Consider the following 14606-nt stretch of genomic DNA (forward strand, 5'->3'; position numbering starts at 1 on the left):
TCTTCCACTGTTTTGTTAGACAACTGTAAGCCGCTAGTTACGCAGTCTCCCGTTCATCAGCTGCCAGCTGGCCGCAGGCCGCGGCAATCTCATCGCCCTTAGTGTCGCGCACCGTGCAGGGCACGCCTTGAGCGATGACGCGACGAACGAACTCATCCTGGCGTGCCTTCGGCGCTGCATCCCACTCGGAGCCCGGGGTGGGGTTGAGCGGAATGACGTTCACGTGAACCTTGGAACCCAGCGCTGCATGCAGTTTCTGGCCCAACATATCCGCTCGGAAGTCCTGGTCATTCTTGTCACGGATAAGCGCATACTCAATAGAGACGCGGCGGCCAGACTTATCGGCATAGTAGCGGGCGGCATCGAGCACATCGTCGACCGGCCAGCGGTTGTTGACCGGCACGAGGCTATCTCGCAGCTCATCATCTGGGGTGTGCAAGGAGACAGCCAGTGTGCAGGACAGATCCTCATCCGCCAGCTTGCGGATAGCCGGCGCCAGACCCACAGTGGACACGGTGACGTTGCGCTGAGACAGTCCGAAACCGGTGAGGTCCTGGCCGGTGATCTGGCGGACCGCCTGAACCACGCGCTTGTAGTTGGCCAGCGGCTCACCCATGCCCATGAACACGACGTTGCTCAGGCGGCCACCTTCTGCCTCCATGAGGCGGGCAGCGTGACGGAACTGTTCCACGATTTCGGCGGTCGAGAGGTTCCGGTCGAGGCCTCCCTGACCCGTGGCGCAGAAGGGACACGCCATACCGCAGCCAGCCTGCGAAGAAATACACAAAGTGGCGCGGCCTGGGTAACGCATAAGCACCGACTCCAGCATCGTGCCATCGTGCAGACGCCAGAGGGACTTGGTGGTTTCACCATCGTCCGTAGAGGTCTGGCGAATGGGCGTCATGAGCTCCGGGAAGAGCTTCTCCTGGACGGCCTCACGGGACGCGGCCGGGATATCCGTCATTTCGGAGACGTCAGCAGTGTGGTGGACGTAGTAGTGCTTGGCCAACTGCTTGGCTCGGAACTTGGGCAGGCCAAGTTCGGCGAGTGCCTCGATGCGCTCGTCCTCGGTCAAGTCCGCGAAGTGCTTCGGGGGTAGACCGCGACGCGGAGCGGAGAAATTCAGTTTCAGTGGTTCAGCCATGGTGAAGCCCATTTTCCACGTTTTTAGCCACATTATCCAATCGAAGTACCGCTGAAGTGGCGAAAGTGACATGTTGACCTATTTAATAGATGTATGACAAATCCCGAGAATCGCTCTGAAGACTTCCGCCCCACGTCCGGTACGTTCCCTGAGAATGAATCACTCACGGACAATGACGCACAAACCCCTAGCTACGACACCACTGGCTCAGCGGAACCAACCCCGAGCGCCGTTGAGTACGATGCGCCCGCAACCACCCCGGCATCCACCACTGAGACGTCCCCGGCAACCACCACAGACGGGTCCGATGGCAAGGTAAAGGGCTCCTTCGCCGCCAGCACCTGGATTGCCCTCATCGTGGGCTTCCTGCTCCTCATCGTGCTGATCATCTTCATTCTTCAGAACCAGCATGAGGTACCGCTAAACTTCCTCAACTGGTCCGTTGAGTTCCCGGCCGGCGTTACGTATCTGATCTGCGCGATTGCGGGTGCGCTCATCATGGCGCTCGTCGGTGGCTGGCGCATGTTCGAGCTGCGCCGTCAGGTGCGCAAGCAGGCCAAGCGCTAAACAACAAACAGACGCTACGGAGTGAGGGTGGTCAGGAAGCTCATGGCCACCCACGTCACCATTGCGGACGGCAGCATGCCGTCAAGGCGGTCCATGATGCCGCCGTGTCCTGGCAGAAGAGCCGACATATCCTTGATTCCCAGTTCGCGCTTGAACTGTGACTCCACCAGATCGCCCAAGGTGGCGCAGAACACGAGGCCAAGGCCCATGAGGGCGCCCACCCAGGGGGTGTGGTGGAGCAGGAAGGCAAAGCACAGCGCGCCGGTTACGGTGCCAAAAATGACGGAGCCGGCGAAGCCTTCCCAGGATTTCTTAGGACTTACCGCGGGGGCCATAGGGTGTGAGCCAAACATAACGCCAGCGATGAAGCCGCCGGTATCGGAGGCTACGACGCAGAGCATAAACACCACGATTGACGCCGCTCCTGAGGCAAAGGGCGTCTCCACCCGAGACAGCATTGCCGCGAAGGTTCCGAAGAGGGGAATCCAGGTCAGCACGAAGATACCGACGGACATATCGCGAAGATAGTTAATCGGTGGGCGGTGCCGCCCATTGTGGAAAAGACGGCCAAACATGAGCGCCAAAACAGCCACCACGTAGACCGCTACGAGCCCCGGGGCGTTGAGAAACCACGACACCCACACCATCGCCTGGCCCAGGACGATAAGCAGCGTGCGTGGTACCTGGTAGGAATGCTCCCGAAGACGGGTGAGAACCTCCCACATGGCCACACCAAGGGCCGCAGCGACAACGAGATACCACACAAAGGGCCCGGCCCAGACCGCGAAAACAACGAGTGCGCCCAGTCCCACTCCGACGCCAATGGCGGCGGGCAGATCACGGCCCGCGCTATTTTTTGGCTTGGGCATTCGGCGGGTATGCCGCGAGTGCTCAGTGGTCACGCTAGCTCCTTGTCACGTGGTGGGTTCCTACACAGAAAAGGCCGCCGTGCTGGTCGGTGCCTTGGCGCGGCGGCAAATCGGAGTTCATTAAAGGAGGTTAAACCTCCATGAGCTCCTCTTCCTTGTTGGCGACGAGCTTGTCCACCTGGTCGATGTAGCCGGAGGTGATCTTCTCCATCTCCTTCTCGGCGGCGATGACTTCATCCTCGCCTGCATCGCCATCCTTCTGGAGCTTCTTCAGCTGCTCCATGGCCTTGCGGCGGATGTTGCGGATAGCAATCTTGCCATCCTCACCTTTGCTCTTGGCCATCTTGACCATGTCGCGGCGGCGCTCCTCAGTCAGCTGCGGCACGGTGACGCGCAGTACCTGGCCGTCATTAGTCGGGTTAACACCAAGATCCGAGTTACGGATAGCGTTCTCGATCTCGTGAATCATGGACTGCTCGTAGGGCTTGATGAGCAGCATGCGCGGCTCCGGAACAGAGATGGTGGCCATCTGCGTAATCGGGGTCGGAGCGCCGTAGTAGTCAGCCACCAGGCCGTTAAACATGGAAGGATTCGCACGGCCAGTACGGATGGTGAGAAGCTGCTCGCGGGCGTGCTCCACCGAGGCGGTCATGTGCTCTTCTGCTTCGAGCTGGATCTCGTCGATCATGAGGGTTTACAACTCCCTTGAAATAGTTAAAAGTTCTGGGAAAGAATCTAGCAGGTCGCGGCCCGTTTGTACTAAGACTGGACCAGCGTGCCGATCTTCTCACCATTGACAGCGCGCTTGATGTTACCTTCGGTGAGGAGGTTGAACACCAGCATCGGCATGTTGTTGTCCATGCAGAGGCTGAATGCGGTGGCATCAGCAACCTTCAAGCCCTTCTCGATGACCTCACGCGGGGTGATTTCGGAATAGAGCTCCGCATCCGGGTTAGTGCGCGGATCTGCCGAATACACACCGTCAACGGCCTTAGCCAAGAACAGAACCTCTGCGCCAATTTCCAGAGCGCGCTGTGCGGCGGTGGTATCGGTGGAGAAGTACGGCATGCCCATGCCGGCGCCGAAGATGACGACTCGGCCCTTCTCCAGGTGGCGGTCAGCTCGCAGCGGCAGGTAGGGCTCCGCAATCTGCGCCATGTTAATGGAGGTCTGAACGCGGCAGTCAATGCCCTGCTGGGAGAGGAAATCTTGGAGTGCTAGGGAGTTCATGACGGTGCCGAGCATGCCCATGTAGTCAGAGCGGGCACGGTCCATACCGCGCTGGGAGAGTTCGGCGCCTCGGAAGAAGTTGCCTCCGCCGATGACGACGGCAATCTCGGTGCCTTGACTGGCCACCTCAGCGATCTGGCGGGCGACGTTTTCCACAACGTCGGGGTCAATGCCGACCTTGCCTCCGCCGAACATCTCACCGCCCAGCTTGAGCATGACTCGCTTGTATCCGGTTCGCTTCGATTCAGGGGTGGTCACGGCCTTCATCGTCTCCTTCACGCGTGGCGGTGCTCCAAATTGAGCATCCGAGGTAAGCACTTGAATTATTCTGTTCCATCTTAACCATAGGTGCCGTCGTCATAAATATTCACCCGCGCCTGTCCCCACGCAGTGCTTGGCGACGCCCCCAAACGACAACGTCCCCCTCTCTCTCATCCCAGCAGACGCGGGAGGGAGTAAGGGGGACGCGCGCTAAAAGCACGTGATGCTTAGAGAGGGCTTAGGCGCCTACCTCGTAGCGAACGAAGCTCTTGATGGTGGTGCCGGCTTCCTCAGCAACCTGCTTGACGGTCTTCTTGGAGTCAGACAGGGAAGCCTGCTCAAGCAGAACGACGGACTTGTAGAAGCCGTTGAGACGGCCTTCCACGATCTTCGGCAGAGCAGCCTCCGGCTTGCCCTCCTCGCGGGTGGTAGCCTCAGCGATTTCGCGCTCCTTCTCCACGATTTCAGCCGGGACATCCTCGCGGGTGAGGTACTCAGCGTTCATCGCAGCAATCTGCAGGGCCGCAGCGTGTGCGCCCTCTTCGTTGCCCTCGTAGGACACGAGAACACCCACTGCCGGCGGCAGGTCAGCGGAACGCTGGTGCAGGTAGACAGCAACGTTGTCGCCCTCGATGGTGACAGCGCGGCGTGCCTGCAGCTTCTCACCGGTCTTTGCGGACTCCTCGTCAACGACCTCGGAGACCTTCTTGCCGTCGAGCTCAAGGTTGTTCAGCTCCTCACCGGAGTTGACCTTGGCCTCGCCAGCTGCTTCGGCGATCTTGGTAGCGAAAGCCTTGAAGGCATCATTCTTAGCTACAAAGTCGGTCTCACAGTTGATTTCGACCATGGTGTTGCCGGATACGGCAACGAGGCCTTCGGTAGCCTCACGCTCAGCGCGCTTGGATACGTTCTTTGCACCCTTGATGCGCAGGTACTCGACAGCCTTGTCGTAGTCACCCTGAGACTCGTCGAGGGCCTTCTTGCAATCGAGCATGCCGGCGCCGGTGGCCTCGCGCAATGCCTTAACGTCTGCAGCAGTGTAGTTAGCCATAGTTGGAGCGTTCCTCCTTGGAATTAAACGGTATTCGATGAAACAGCGTAGCTGAATCGCTACCACCACGTCGCGTTGAGGGGGTGTTAGTGATTCTTCAACTCCCCCGCGAGGGTAACGCGTGGAACACCACGCGGCACAGTGTGCATGTGGTGGCGTGTCACACGCCTTGGTTGGGCGCGTGAGAAAAAGCCCCCATCGCCGCGGGTGATAAATACCACGCGGTGCGGGGGCTTAGGGGACGCAGATTACTCTGCGGACTTCTCGGCGTCCTCAGCCTTGTCGGCGGAGGCCGGGTCGGAAGCTGCGGCAGCCTCAGCGGCGTCGCGAGCGTCCTTCTCAGCGGAATCGCCAGCGGCTTCCTTAGCCTGTGCAAGCTGGCGCTCCTCGCGGGCCTTCTTGCCCTCTTCCACTGCGGTAGCAATGATGCCGGAGAGCAGCTTGGTGGCGCGGATAGCGTCATCGTTGCCCGGGATCGGGAAGTTCACCTCATCCGGATCGCAGTTGGTGTCCAGGATGGCCACAACCGGAATGTTGAGCTTGTGAGCTTCCTTGACCGCGATGTGCTCCTTGTTGGTGTCAACGATCCACAGTGCGGACGGAGCCTTGCTCATTTCGGCGATGCCGCCCAGAACGCGCTCAAGCTTGATGCGCTCGCGGTTCAGCATGAGAACTTCCTTCTTGGTGCGGCCCTTGTAGCCGTCCTCAGCGGCATCCATGGCCTGCAGCTCCTTCATGCGCTTGAGGCGCTTGGAGACAGTCTGGAAGTTGGTGAGCATACCGCCCAGCCAGCGGTGGTTCACGTACGGCATGCCAACGCGGGTTGCCTCTTCAGCAACTGCTTCCTGAGCCTGCTTCTTGGTGCCCACGAAAAGGATGGTGCCACCGTGCGCAACGGTCTCCTTGACGAACTCGAAGGCCTCATCGATGTAGGTCAGCGTCTGCTGCAGGTCGATGATGTAGATGCCGTTACGGTCGGTGAAGATGTAGCGCTTCATCTTCGGGTTCCAGCGACGGGTCTGGTGGCCGAAGTGGACACCAGCGTCGAGGAGCTCGCGCATGGTTACAACTGCCATGATTCGCTCGCTTTCTTTTAGGTTGTTTCGGTTTTACAAAAATTGTGCGGTGTTTTATTCCGCACCCTAGCAACGAAGGCCCAGGCCAACACCCCATTTACATGGGGACCACGTCAACCACGGACTGTCTCTCCCTTAACCCAGGAAGCGACTACTTCGCCGCGCGTAGTCAATCCGATGTTCCTACCTTTATGCTCCGAGGACATCGTGCCCGAAGGGAAGCACAAGCACAGTGAACACAGACTGCTGACGGCCAGCTTAATACCGCAACCATGAGGAGTCCAAAACGACAGGCCTATTTTCACATGCTCTTTGTTGAAGGTTTCACACAGTTCTTCACTGCTTCACCATAAGCACCATCGTTGACATGTTATCCACAGGGCATCGCTGCCTTCTTCCCTCAATGTCACCCCACAGTCATGCTGAGAGCATGGTTCACCGCCTTCATCCTCTCACCGTCACCGTCGCGCTTGTTGTCGTTCTCTGGTCGGCGCTTATCGCCGTACCCCTCTCCGCCGCCTTCGTCGATCCCACTACCGGGACACCCACCGCCACGCAAGTTGTCCGTGGCTTCGAACCACCAGAAAAGCGTTGGCTGGCCGGCCACCGTGGAGTGGATCTGGCCTTACCCGTAGGCGGCAAGGTACGAACCGCTGGCGATGGCGTCGTGCACTTCGCTGGTTCCGTGGCCGGCACACCAGTGGTGTCTATCGCGCACGCTAACGGTATCCGCACGACTTACCAGCCCGTCCACGCGCGGGTGGAAAAGGGCGACCACGTGAGCGAAGGACAGGTTATCGGGACTCTCGCACCTTCCGTCGATGGCTATCCTGGGCTGCATTGGGGAGCTATTGAAGGCCGCGACGACTACATTGATCCACTGAGTCTGCTGGGAGAACCCATCATTCGACTCAAGCCCGTGGGTGGGATTGCGCGTACACGTCCTTGAGACGCTGTGCCGAGACGTGCGTATAGACCTGCGTTGTTTGGAGCGATGAGTGGCCCAATAATTCCTGGACCATACGAAGATCCGCGCCGCCTTCTAATAAATGCGTTGCCGCGGAGTGTCTCAGGCCGTGCGGAGTAAGCCCCGAGGCACCACTAACCTGGGCGGCACGCTCAACAACACGCCGAACTTGACGGGCATCAATGCGGCCGCCACGAGTTCCTACGAACATTGCTTCTGTCTGCCCCGCTAACTGGGCACGGCCGGCAGAAAGCCACGCGGTGAGCGCGTCGGCAGCCGCCTCGCCAAAAGGCACAACGCGTTGCTTGTTTCCTTTACCTGTCACGCGTGCGGTACGGCGTGAGAGGTCAACATCGTCCACGTCAAGGCCCACGATCTCGGCTACACGCACGCCAGTGGCATAGAGAAATTCGAGCATGGCACTGTCACGCAAATAGTGAACCTCGTCCGAAGAGACCGCATTGCCCATCAGCTCGCCAGCTGCAGTGGGAGACATGACCGTGGGCAGATGCTTGCCTACTTTTGGTGTAACAAGACGTTGGGCAACATCAGCGTCAAGGTGACCTTCGCGCGCCGCCCACGCCGAGAACGCACGCACGGAAGCAGTGCGCCGTGCCAGCGTGGAGCGCGATTTACCCTCTTCAACGCCTTGGGCTAGCCACGCACGCAGGGAGCTCAACGTGAAAGACTGAAAATCAGGCACGCTGCAAGCCAAAAGCCGCAGATCGGAGCAGTATCCGCGCACGGTGGCCTCGGAACGGCCGCGTACGATGCGCTGGTGCTCGGCGAAATCCTCAATTGCCTCACCTAGCTGCCCACCTACGCGCCGCCCACTTCTTTCACTTGCGCCACTCATGACTCATAAGTCTACTCATGTGCGCTGCCACAGCGCCCCCGAGCGCGCTATCACCCCCATCTTTTGCATCGCCACGAGCAAGTGCACCGTTAAGGCAACCCGCATCCCCGCTGCAGCCGCGATGTCCTCAGCACTAGCGCCCGAATCCGCAGTTTCCGGAGGGGTCGAGTCATAAACCTTGAGTTCGTTGCGCGAGAGGCGCTGCACTGCCGTGGGTTGAAACTCCAATTCATACTGCCCCGCTGCGTCCACGGCTCCGGCTTGCCCCACCAAGCCGCGCACTTCATCAGCCGAGGCGACCAACTGGGCGCGCCCTTCTTGGATGCGCTGGTGGCACCCTAGCGACCCAGACGTCGTTATCGGCCCTGGTACCGCCATGGCCACTCGCCCCAAAGCTTCGGCCCAGTTCAACGTGTTCAGTGCCCCTGAGCGAAAACCAGCTTCCACCACGACGGTTCCAGCAGTCATCGCCGCCACGAGGCGATTGCGAGAGAGGAATCGGAATCGCTGCGGCCGCGTTCCCGGCGCGAACTCCGACACCACGCAACCAGAACCGGCGATCTGCTTGAAAAGTGAGGCATTGCGCGCCGGGTAGGAAATATCAATGCCGCAGGCAGCCACGGCCACGGTCTGCCCGCCAGCTTCCACAGCGGCCTCGTGTACCGCGGTATCCACGCCTACTGCCCCGCCGGAAACCACCGTCCACTGGTGTGAGGCTAATCCGCCAGCGAGGAGACGGCTAGCTTCCCATCCATAGCGGCTTATCGCCCGAGTGCCAACCAACGCCACCGACTGTGCCAATGTCTCACGCAGATTGCTGCCGCGTACCCACAGGCTGTGGGGTGGCACCGCTTGATCGTCAAAGGTCGCAGGAGCATCCACCACGCCTTGTTGATAGAAACCGAAAGCACTGGAGAATTCCTCGCCTGGCCACTCGGTATCCTCCGGAGTAATGAGTCTAGCCCCTACCGCCTCGGCAGCAGCTAGGTCCTCCTCTTGGCGGAGCCAGTCACGGCGCGACGCCGTGGTCTGACGCAGCGGACCTATCCAATCCTCTCCCTTGTAGATTCCATGCGCGATTTCCTCCGCTGGATAGTGGGTAAGCAATCCATGAAGTACGGGGGACGGGCCTTCCACCACGCGGTTAAGGTAGGCCCACGTGTGCTGGGGCGTCGACAGATTGAGCTCGCTCATGCCGCCAACCTTTCAATAGTGCCGGAGCCACGCAAATCGAGCGCTCTACTGACATGGTCGAGGTCCGGGCGCTGTGAACCTTCCAGATCCGCCAACGTCCAGGCCAAGCGCAGAACGCGGTCGACTCCGCGTTGGCTCAGCTCTCCTTCGGCCAAGTAAGCCGCAAGCATGACCATGGCTGACTCCGCTGCGGGTCGATGGCGGCGCAGGTAGGACGCCGGCACCGCACCATTGATGAGCACGTCAAGCCCATCAGAGGCCCAGCGTTGGGCCATGCGCTCACGGGCTATCGCTACGCGTTCAGCGATCACCGCTGAGGTTTCTTCTCCCTCAGCATTGAGCACGGCTGATTGCCCTGACAGTGACACCACGATGTCGAGACGATCCCGCAGCGGCCCCGAAAGATTGGAAAGATAGTTCATTCTGTCGACCGATCTGCATTCGCAGCGTGCCGGGTCCTCTGTACCGCACCGACACGGATTCGCCGCGAGTACAAGCTGGAACCGTGCAGGGAAGGTTACTTCCCGGCGCGCCCGCGCGAGCCGTACCTGGCCTTCCTCCAGAGGTGCCCGCAACCCATCGAGAACCTGGGCGGGAACCTCACTGACCTCATCAAGAAAGAGAACGCCGTGATGCGCCAGGCTCACCGCGCCGGGCCGTGGCCTACCTGAACCGCCGCCAATCAGCGCCGCTCTGGACACCGAAGCATGCGGGGCGATAAAAGGTGCGCGGGAAATGACTGTTCCTACTGAACCCGCCACTGAATGAATAGCTGTGGCTTCGACCGCTTGATCCGTGGTCAGGCGCGGAAGGATGCTCGGCAAGCGGGAGGCGATCATGGACTTGCCGGAGCCAGGTGGGCCCACCATCATGACGTGGTGGCCGCCGGCTGCAGCAACCTCCGCTGCCCACTTTGCCTCCTTTTGCCCAGCAATCTCACTGAAGTCAGCTAACTCTTCGCGCACGGGCACCACGTCCCGCGCAACGTGCTCTGCCGCTGGCAAGCAATCATTGCCGCATGCCCAGGCAAAAGCATCCCACAGGGTCTCTGCCACCAGTACCCGCATGCCTGGCACAAGCGCTGCCTCGGCAGCATTGCCCGGCGGGATAATGAGCGTGTCATAGCCCTGTGAACGGGCGGCCAGCAGTGCGGGGATAATTCCAGAGACCGGCCGGACACGTCCATCAAGTCCTAGTTCTCCCAGGACAATAGTACCGTTGAGCCGGCAATTCTCGGCTTGCCCCGCAGCCAGGATGGCCAACGCCATGGGTAAGTCGAAGTGTGCGCCTGCCTTCGGTAAGGAAGCCGGAGACATAGACACAACCACCTTAGTTTTCGGCCAGGGCAGGCGTGAATTACTCACCGCGGTGCGGATGCGGTCACGGGACTCAGAAATTGCGGCATCGCCTAAGCCCACCACATGAACCCCAGGCAGCCCGGGGCCGACGTTGGCTTCCACAACCACGACTTTGGCCAGGACGCCATCGAGCGCAATGGTGTCGCATCTACCGAGAGCCATGCTCCACCCCCTGGAAATACTCGACATCGAAGTCGGTGCCGGATTTCACTAGGCCGAGGACATCAAAGCGGATTTCGGAGATCGGCTTACCATCCAGCCACTGCGCGGCCGCCTTGCGTAGGCGCTGTAGCTTCCGTTTCGTCACTGATTCCGCCACGCCGTACTCGCGCGAGGCGCGGGTCTTGACCTCGACGAAAACGATGGTTCCATCTGGTTCTCGGACCACGAGGTCAATCTCGCCCACGCGATAGTGGACATTGGCGGCTATCACCTGGCTTCCGCGTGCCCGGTAGAAGTCGGCCGCGAATTTCTCGCCAGCGCGCCCTAAAGCGTCCTTCGGACGCATAGTCTGCCCTATAGGCGCATGGAGGTCCCCAACGCGGGGCGTGGTCGCTGTAGATCTGGTCATGGAGGTGCTCCTTGGAGTGATCGTGTTCGTTGCACGCCGCAAGCACGACACAAGCACTTTCCTTATGCCGTTAATCTCACGACACTGTCCAGAACACCCCAGTAACGCCCCTCCTGGCGAGGACCTGGCCCCAAGAAGCCATAGTTCTGTGGATAACTAGTCCGGGGTCACCGATTGGGCCCCCTCTCCCCGACGGTTATCCACACTCACCGCAGCCGAGCGAGGACTCAGCTGCTGCTGGCTACCTGCTTATTCCGGCAGCACGAAGTCGGGCTTGTCCAACTCTTCGATGTTGACGTCCTTGTACGTGATGACGCGGACATAGCGCACGAAACGCGCGGAGCGGTACATGTCCCATACCCATGCATCCGACATACGGACCTCGTAGTAGACATCTGGCCCCGAGGTATGCGGAATAAGCTCGACCGCGTTGGCCAGGTAAAACCTGCGTTCAGTCTCCACCACGTAGGAGAATTGGCTGACCACATCGCGATATTCGCGGTACAGTGACAGCTCGACTTCAGCCTCGTAGTTATCGAGTTCCTCAGCGCTCACGGCGTGCTTCTCCTTCGCTCACATGTCCGGTCGTTGTCACTCTTTCTGACAGAACGTGCCTCAGCTTACTTCCCGCAGCGCTCCGAACGGCTCAGGCGCGCGCGAGGAATTGAGCATGAGCGCCTGCCACATTGCGGTAACTCATCCGATGCTCCGGGGTCGCTCCCAAGCGCGCAATGGCATCGTGGTGTGCAGCGGTGCCATAGCCTTTATGACTTCCCAGCCCGTAGCCCGGGTAGCGCTCCGCCAAGCTATCCATAAGTCGGTCCCGAGACACCTTGGCCAAGATGCTGGCCGCCGCAATGCACCGCGCGGCCGCATCTCCACCAATGATCGGCAGCTGTGGGGCAGGGATGCCGGGGACGCGGAGGGCGTCGGTAAGCACATAGCTTGGTTGCACCTCGAGCTGCGCCACCGCGCGGCGCATGCCAGAGACGTTGGCGTGCTGAATGCCGAAAGTGTCAATGGACCCGGCATCAATGTGCACAACGGACCACGCCAGCGCGCGACGCTTGATGACGGGCTCCAACTGTGCTCGGGCCGCGGGGCTCAACTTCTTGGAATCATCAAGGCGCTCTAGGCCTTGAATAATACGGTCCGGAAGGATACAGGCAGCAATAGTCACCGGTCCACAACAAGCCCCGCGCCCGGCCTCATCCACGCCTGCCACTGGGCCTAAACCGGCCTTTGACAGGGCTACCTCATAGGTGCGCTTCTGTTTGAGACGTCTCATAACCCTGGGTGGTCGATGAGCTGCGCCCGGCTCACCGGCAGTACTACGGCCGCTACTTTGCCACGCACATTGCCTACGGGTACCGTCCCCTGCAGCTTATCGCCCAGATGTGCGCGCGAATCCAGGGAGTTCGTGCGGTTATCCCCCATGACCCACAGGTGCCCCTCCGGCACCGTGACCGGACCAAAATAGGCGCCGCCACATGCCTGTGAGCCAACCCGGTCATCAATGGGAATTTCCGGTGGGTCAAGCACCACCTCCTGATTCGTGGCATGGCCGTCCACCATGACGGAGGGGTCACCCTCCTCACAGGACACGGTTTGTCCACCCGTGGCAATGACGCGCTTGACCAAGATGTTGTCACCATTGGGCACGAGCCCCACCACGGCACCGAGGTTTTGCAGACCGCGCAGCATGACATTCTGGGAGCGGTCAACGTTGAAAGAGGTATTCCACGAGTCCGGCCCCGAAAAGACCACGACGTCCCCTGGGCGAGGATCGGAGAAGTAATAGCTGACCTTCTGCACCACTATGCGGTCATTCGTGCAACCGGGGCAGCCGTGCAGCGTCGGCTCCATCGAGGAGGAGGGAATGAGGTACATCCGCCCCACGCAGGCCTGAATCAGCGCCAGCACGGCGAAGGTGACCGCGAGTGCCCACACCACATCCCGGGTGCGCAGCCGCGCGGTCTCCGCGCAGCGCTTAGGACTGGATGTCCGGGTCATCGACCCCACCGATGCGGTTGAAGGGGAAGAAAACAAACATCACCTTGCCGCGGACATTCTCCACGGGAATGGTGCCTTGGTACTCGTCCTGCATGTGGTAGCGCGAATCCGCCGAGGCGGTGCGGTTATCACCCATGACCCAGATATTGCCCTCCGGCACGGTCACCGGCCCAAAGTAGGCACCGCCGCAGGCATAGGAACCGGTGGTTTCGTCCACTCGGTAGGTTGGCGGGTCTTGGACATAGTCTTGCTCAATCGGTTCACCGTCCACCATGACGGCAGGATCCCCCTCCTGACAGGAGACGGTCTGTCCACCGGTAGCCACCACGCGCTTGACCAACGTGTTCTCATCCGGCGGAGTGAGGGACACATAGCTCAGGGCGTCCTGTATGCGGTGAATCACGGGGTTGTCTGAGCGCGGCGATTGCCAGTTGGTATCCCAATCCTTGGTGCCCTTGAACACAACGACGTCACCGGGTTCTGGTTCCTTGTCGCCGTAGTAGGAGACCTTCTCGGTGAAGATGCGGTCATTGTTGCAGCCGGTGCAGCCATGCAGGGTGGGCTCCATCGATCCCGACGGGATGACGTACTGCCGGCCCACGAAGTTCTGGAAGACGCCTACCACTGCAAGCACGCACACCACCACGATGATGGTCTCAAGGAACCACGGCATCTGCTTCTTGTCTTCGCGTGACGCCGAAGCCGGCTCCGCAGTGCTTGGCGACGTCCCCCCTACCGCAGCGCCTTCACTTCGAGCAGCGTCAGCCCTGTCCGCGTCAGCGCTGTCCCGCGCGGCACCTTCAGTGACATCTTCAGCGACATCTTCGGTCATGTCCTTGTCTTTATTCACGGGCTAAATCCTAGCAATGCGCCGCGACATCTCGGTAAGGCGGCGCGGCGCGGGTCTAAAACAGCACAGGCCCTCCGCCTCCCCACCGAACAATGGTGAGAGACGAAGGGCCGAAGCGCACGAGGATTAGCGGCGCTCCTTGATGCGGGCCTTCTTACCGCGCAGGTCGCGCAGGTAGTACAGCTTCGCGCGGCGAACGCGGCCGCGGCGAACAACCTCGATGGAGGCGATGTTCGGGGAGTGAACCGGGAAGGTACGCTCCACACCGATGCCGAAGGAAACCTTACGCACGGTGAAGGTTTCGCGGATGCCGGCACCCTGGCGGCGGATGCAGACGCCCTTGAAGAGCTGGGTACGCTCGGTGTTGCCCTCGATAACCTTGACGTTGACGTCGAGGGTGTCGCCCGGGCGGAAGGACGGGATATCGTCACGCAGCTGGGCTGCGTCGATCTTGTCAATGAGGTTTGCCATTGAATGTTTTCCTTTTCAGTTTAAGACAGAGGACCCTAGCGCCACCTCACGGCGGCTGACCGGTTCGTGCCTGTTACACAGAACAGGGATATCTTTCCATATCCCATCCCCACCGGACAAATTGCTTC

At 60.4% G+C, this 14606-nt stretch carries 17 protein-coding genes; 2 read left to right on the forward strand and 15 right to left on the reverse strand.

Annotated elements, in window-relative coordinates:
* Window positions 1-37 precede the first annotated feature (37 nt).
* Window positions 38-1144: a 23S rRNA (adenine(2503)-C(2))-methyltransferase RlmN gene (rlmN, locus tag CSING_RS08270; protein ID WP_042533308.1), complete on the reverse strand. Its 1107-nt coding sequence runs from the start codon at window positions 1142-1144 to the stop codon at window positions 38-40.
* A gap of 93 nt (window positions 1145-1237) precedes the next feature.
* On the opposite strand from rlmN, the gene CSING_RS08275 reads away from it, so the two are divergent.
* Window positions 1238-1711 (forward strand): LapA family protein, encoded by a 474-nt coding sequence (locus CSING_RS08275; protein ID WP_042531359.1) that lies wholly within the window; start codon window positions 1238-1240, stop codon window positions 1709-1711.
* A gap of 14 nt (window positions 1712-1725) precedes the next feature.
* Here the strand turns inward: CSING_RS08275 and CSING_RS08280 are convergent, their stop codons facing one another.
* From CSING_RS08280 to rpsB, 5 genes are all read right to left on the reverse strand, one after another.
* Window positions 1726-2580, reverse strand: a complete 855-nt coding sequence (locus CSING_RS08280; protein WP_201773999.1) for a phosphatidate cytidylyltransferase — start codon at window positions 2578-2580, stop codon at window positions 1726-1728.
* A gap of 130 nt (window positions 2581-2710) precedes the next feature.
* Window positions 2711-3268 carry a ribosome recycling factor gene (frr, locus tag CSING_RS08285; protein WP_042531361.1) on the reverse strand — a complete coding sequence of 186 codons (558 nt, stop codon included), beginning with the start codon at window positions 3266-3268 and terminating at the stop codon, window positions 2711-2713.
* Between the two features lie 71 nt (window positions 3269-3339).
* Window positions 3340-4077: a UMP kinase gene (pyrH, locus tag CSING_RS08290; protein ID WP_042531363.1), complete on the reverse strand. Its 738-nt coding sequence runs from the start codon at window positions 4075-4077 to the stop codon at window positions 3340-3342.
* A 232-nt stretch (window positions 4078-4309) separates the two neighbouring features.
* Window positions 4310-5122 carry a translation elongation factor Ts gene (tsf, locus tag CSING_RS08295; RefSeq protein ID WP_042531365.1) on the reverse strand — a complete coding sequence of 271 codons (813 nt, stop codon included), beginning with the start codon at window positions 5120-5122 and terminating at the stop codon, window positions 4310-4312.
* A 248-nt stretch (window positions 5123-5370) separates the two neighbouring features.
* Window positions 5371-6198 (reverse strand): 30S ribosomal protein S2, encoded by an 828-nt coding sequence (gene rpsB / locus CSING_RS08300; protein ID WP_042531367.1) that lies wholly within the window; start codon window positions 6196-6198, stop codon window positions 5371-5373.
* Between the two features lie 430 nt (window positions 6199-6628).
* On the opposite strand from rpsB, the gene CSING_RS08305 reads away from it, so the two are divergent.
* Window positions 6629-7147 carry a M23 family metallopeptidase gene (locus CSING_RS08305; protein ID WP_042531368.1) on the forward strand — a complete coding sequence of 173 codons (519 nt, stop codon included), beginning with the start codon at window positions 6629-6631 and terminating at the stop codon, window positions 7145-7147.
* On the opposite strand, the gene CSING_RS08310 is transcribed toward CSING_RS08305, so the two are convergent.
* The 9 genes from CSING_RS08310 to rplS form a co-directional block, all read right to left on the reverse strand.
* A complete protein-coding gene (locus CSING_RS08310) occupies window positions 7110-8021 on the reverse strand; it encodes a tyrosine recombinase XerC (protein WP_042531370.1) in 912 nt (303 codons plus the stop codon). The two genes, CSING_RS08305 and CSING_RS08310, sit on opposite strands and share 38 nt — an antisense overlap.
* Window positions 8022-8036: 15 nt before the next feature.
* Window positions 8037-9215, reverse strand: coding sequence for a DNA-processing protein DprA (gene dprA, locus CSING_RS08315; RefSeq protein ID WP_042531373.1), 1179 nt, complete (start codon window positions 9213-9215; stop codon window positions 8037-8039).
* The gene (locus tag CSING_RS08320) at window positions 9212-10735 is read right to left on the reverse strand and encodes a YifB family Mg chelatase-like AAA ATPase (RefSeq protein ID WP_042531375.1); all 1524 of its coding nucleotides are present in this window, start codon (window positions 10733-10735) and stop codon (window positions 9212-9214) included. Before CSING_RS08320 ends, dprA begins: the two co-directional genes overlap by 4 nt.
* Window positions 10722-11144, reverse strand: coding sequence for a YraN family protein (locus CSING_RS08325; protein WP_042531376.1), 423 nt, complete (start codon window positions 11142-11144; stop codon window positions 10722-10724). Before CSING_RS08325 ends, CSING_RS08320 begins: the two co-directional genes overlap by 14 nt.
* 249 nt (window positions 11145-11393) lie before the next feature.
* Entirely contained in the window at window positions 11394-11699 is a 306-nt protein-coding gene (locus tag CSING_RS08330) for a DUF2469 domain-containing protein (RefSeq protein ID WP_005528899.1), read from the reverse strand.
* A 91-nt stretch (window positions 11700-11790) separates the two neighbouring features.
* The gene (locus CSING_RS08335) at window positions 11791-12432 is read right to left on the reverse strand and encodes a ribonuclease HII (protein WP_042531379.1); all 642 of its coding nucleotides are present in this window, start codon (window positions 12430-12432) and stop codon (window positions 11791-11793) included.
* Window positions 12429-13157 (reverse strand): signal peptidase I, encoded by a 729-nt coding sequence (lepB, locus tag CSING_RS08340; protein ID WP_042531381.1) that lies wholly within the window; start codon window positions 13155-13157, stop codon window positions 12429-12431. The genes CSING_RS08335 and lepB (CSING_RS08340) overlap by 4 nt, the downstream gene beginning before the upstream one ends.
* A complete protein-coding gene (gene lepB, locus CSING_RS08345) occupies window positions 13135-13830 on the reverse strand; it encodes a signal peptidase I (protein ID WP_042533312.1) in 696 nt (231 codons plus the stop codon). Before lepB (CSING_RS08345) ends, lepB (CSING_RS08340) begins: the two co-directional genes overlap by 23 nt.
* 303 nt (window positions 13831-14133) lie before the next feature.
* Complete coding sequence (gene rplS, locus CSING_RS08350) at window positions 14134-14478, reverse strand: 50S ribosomal protein L19 (RefSeq protein ID WP_042531383.1); 345 nt, start codon at window positions 14476-14478, stop codon at window positions 14134-14136.
* Between the last annotated feature and the right edge of the window lie 128 nt (window positions 14479-14606).

Origin of the sequence: Corynebacterium singulare (assembly GCF_000833575.1) — a bacterium.
In the GTDB taxonomy this organism is placed as follows: domain Bacteria; phylum Actinomycetota; class Actinomycetes; order Mycobacteriales; family Mycobacteriaceae; genus Corynebacterium; species Corynebacterium singulare.

Excerpts from the sequence above, each read along its gene's own strand:
- rlmN (WP_042533308.1), bottom strand. The coding sequence starts at position 1,144 with ATGGCTGAACCACTGAAACTGAATTTCTCCGCTCCGCGTCGCGGTCTA.
- CSING_RS08275 (WP_042531359.1), top strand. The coding sequence starts at position 1,238 with ATGACAAATCCCGAGAATCGCTCTGAAGACTTCCGCCCCACGTCCGGT.
- CSING_RS08280 (WP_201773999.1), bottom strand. The coding sequence starts at position 2,580 with ATGCCCAAGCCAAAAAATAGCGCGGGCCGTGATCTGCCCGCCGCCATT.
- frr (WP_042531361.1), bottom strand. The coding sequence starts at position 3,268 with ATGATCGACGAGATCCAGCTCGAAGCAGAAGAGCACATGACCGCCTCG.
- pyrH (WP_042531363.1), bottom strand. The coding sequence starts at position 4,077 with ATGAAGGCCGTGACCACCCCTGAATCGAAGCGAACCGGATACAAGCGA.
- tsf (WP_042531365.1), bottom strand. The coding sequence starts at position 5,122 with ATGGCTAACTACACTGCTGCAGACGTTAAGGCATTGCGCGAGGCCACC.
- rpsB (WP_042531367.1), bottom strand. The coding sequence starts at position 6,198 with ATGGCAGTTGTAACCATGCGCGAGCTCCTCGACGCTGGTGTCCACTTC.
- CSING_RS08305 (WP_042531368.1), top strand. The coding sequence starts at position 6,629 with ATGGTTCACCGCCTTCATCCTCTCACCGTCACCGTCGCGCTTGTTGTC.
- CSING_RS08310 (WP_042531370.1), bottom strand. The coding sequence starts at position 8,021 with ATGAGTGGCGCAAGTGAAAGAAGTGGGCGGCGCGTAGGTGGGCAGCTA.
- dprA (WP_042531373.1), bottom strand. The coding sequence starts at position 9,215 with ATGAGCGAGCTCAATCTGTCGACGCCCCAGCACACGTGGGCCTACCTT.
- CSING_RS08320 (WP_042531375.1), bottom strand. The coding sequence starts at position 10,735 with ATGGCTCTCGGTAGATGCGACACCATTGCGCTCGATGGCGTCCTGGCC.
- CSING_RS08325 (WP_042531376.1), bottom strand. The coding sequence starts at position 11,144 with ATGACCAGATCTACAGCGACCACGCCCCGCGTTGGGGACCTCCATGCG.
- CSING_RS08335 (WP_042531379.1), bottom strand. The coding sequence starts at position 12,432 with ATGAGACGTCTCAAACAGAAGCGCACCTATGAGGTAGCCCTGTCAAAG.
- lepB (WP_042531381.1), bottom strand. The coding sequence starts at position 13,157 with ATGACCCGGACATCCAGTCCTAAGCGCTGCGCGGAGACCGCGCGGCTG.
- lepB (WP_042533312.1), bottom strand. The coding sequence starts at position 13,830 with ATGCCGTGGTTCCTTGAGACCATCATCGTGGTGGTGTGCGTGCTTGCA.
- rplS (WP_042531383.1), bottom strand. The coding sequence starts at position 14,478 with ATGGCAAACCTCATTGACAAGATCGACGCAGCCCAGCTGCGTGACGAT.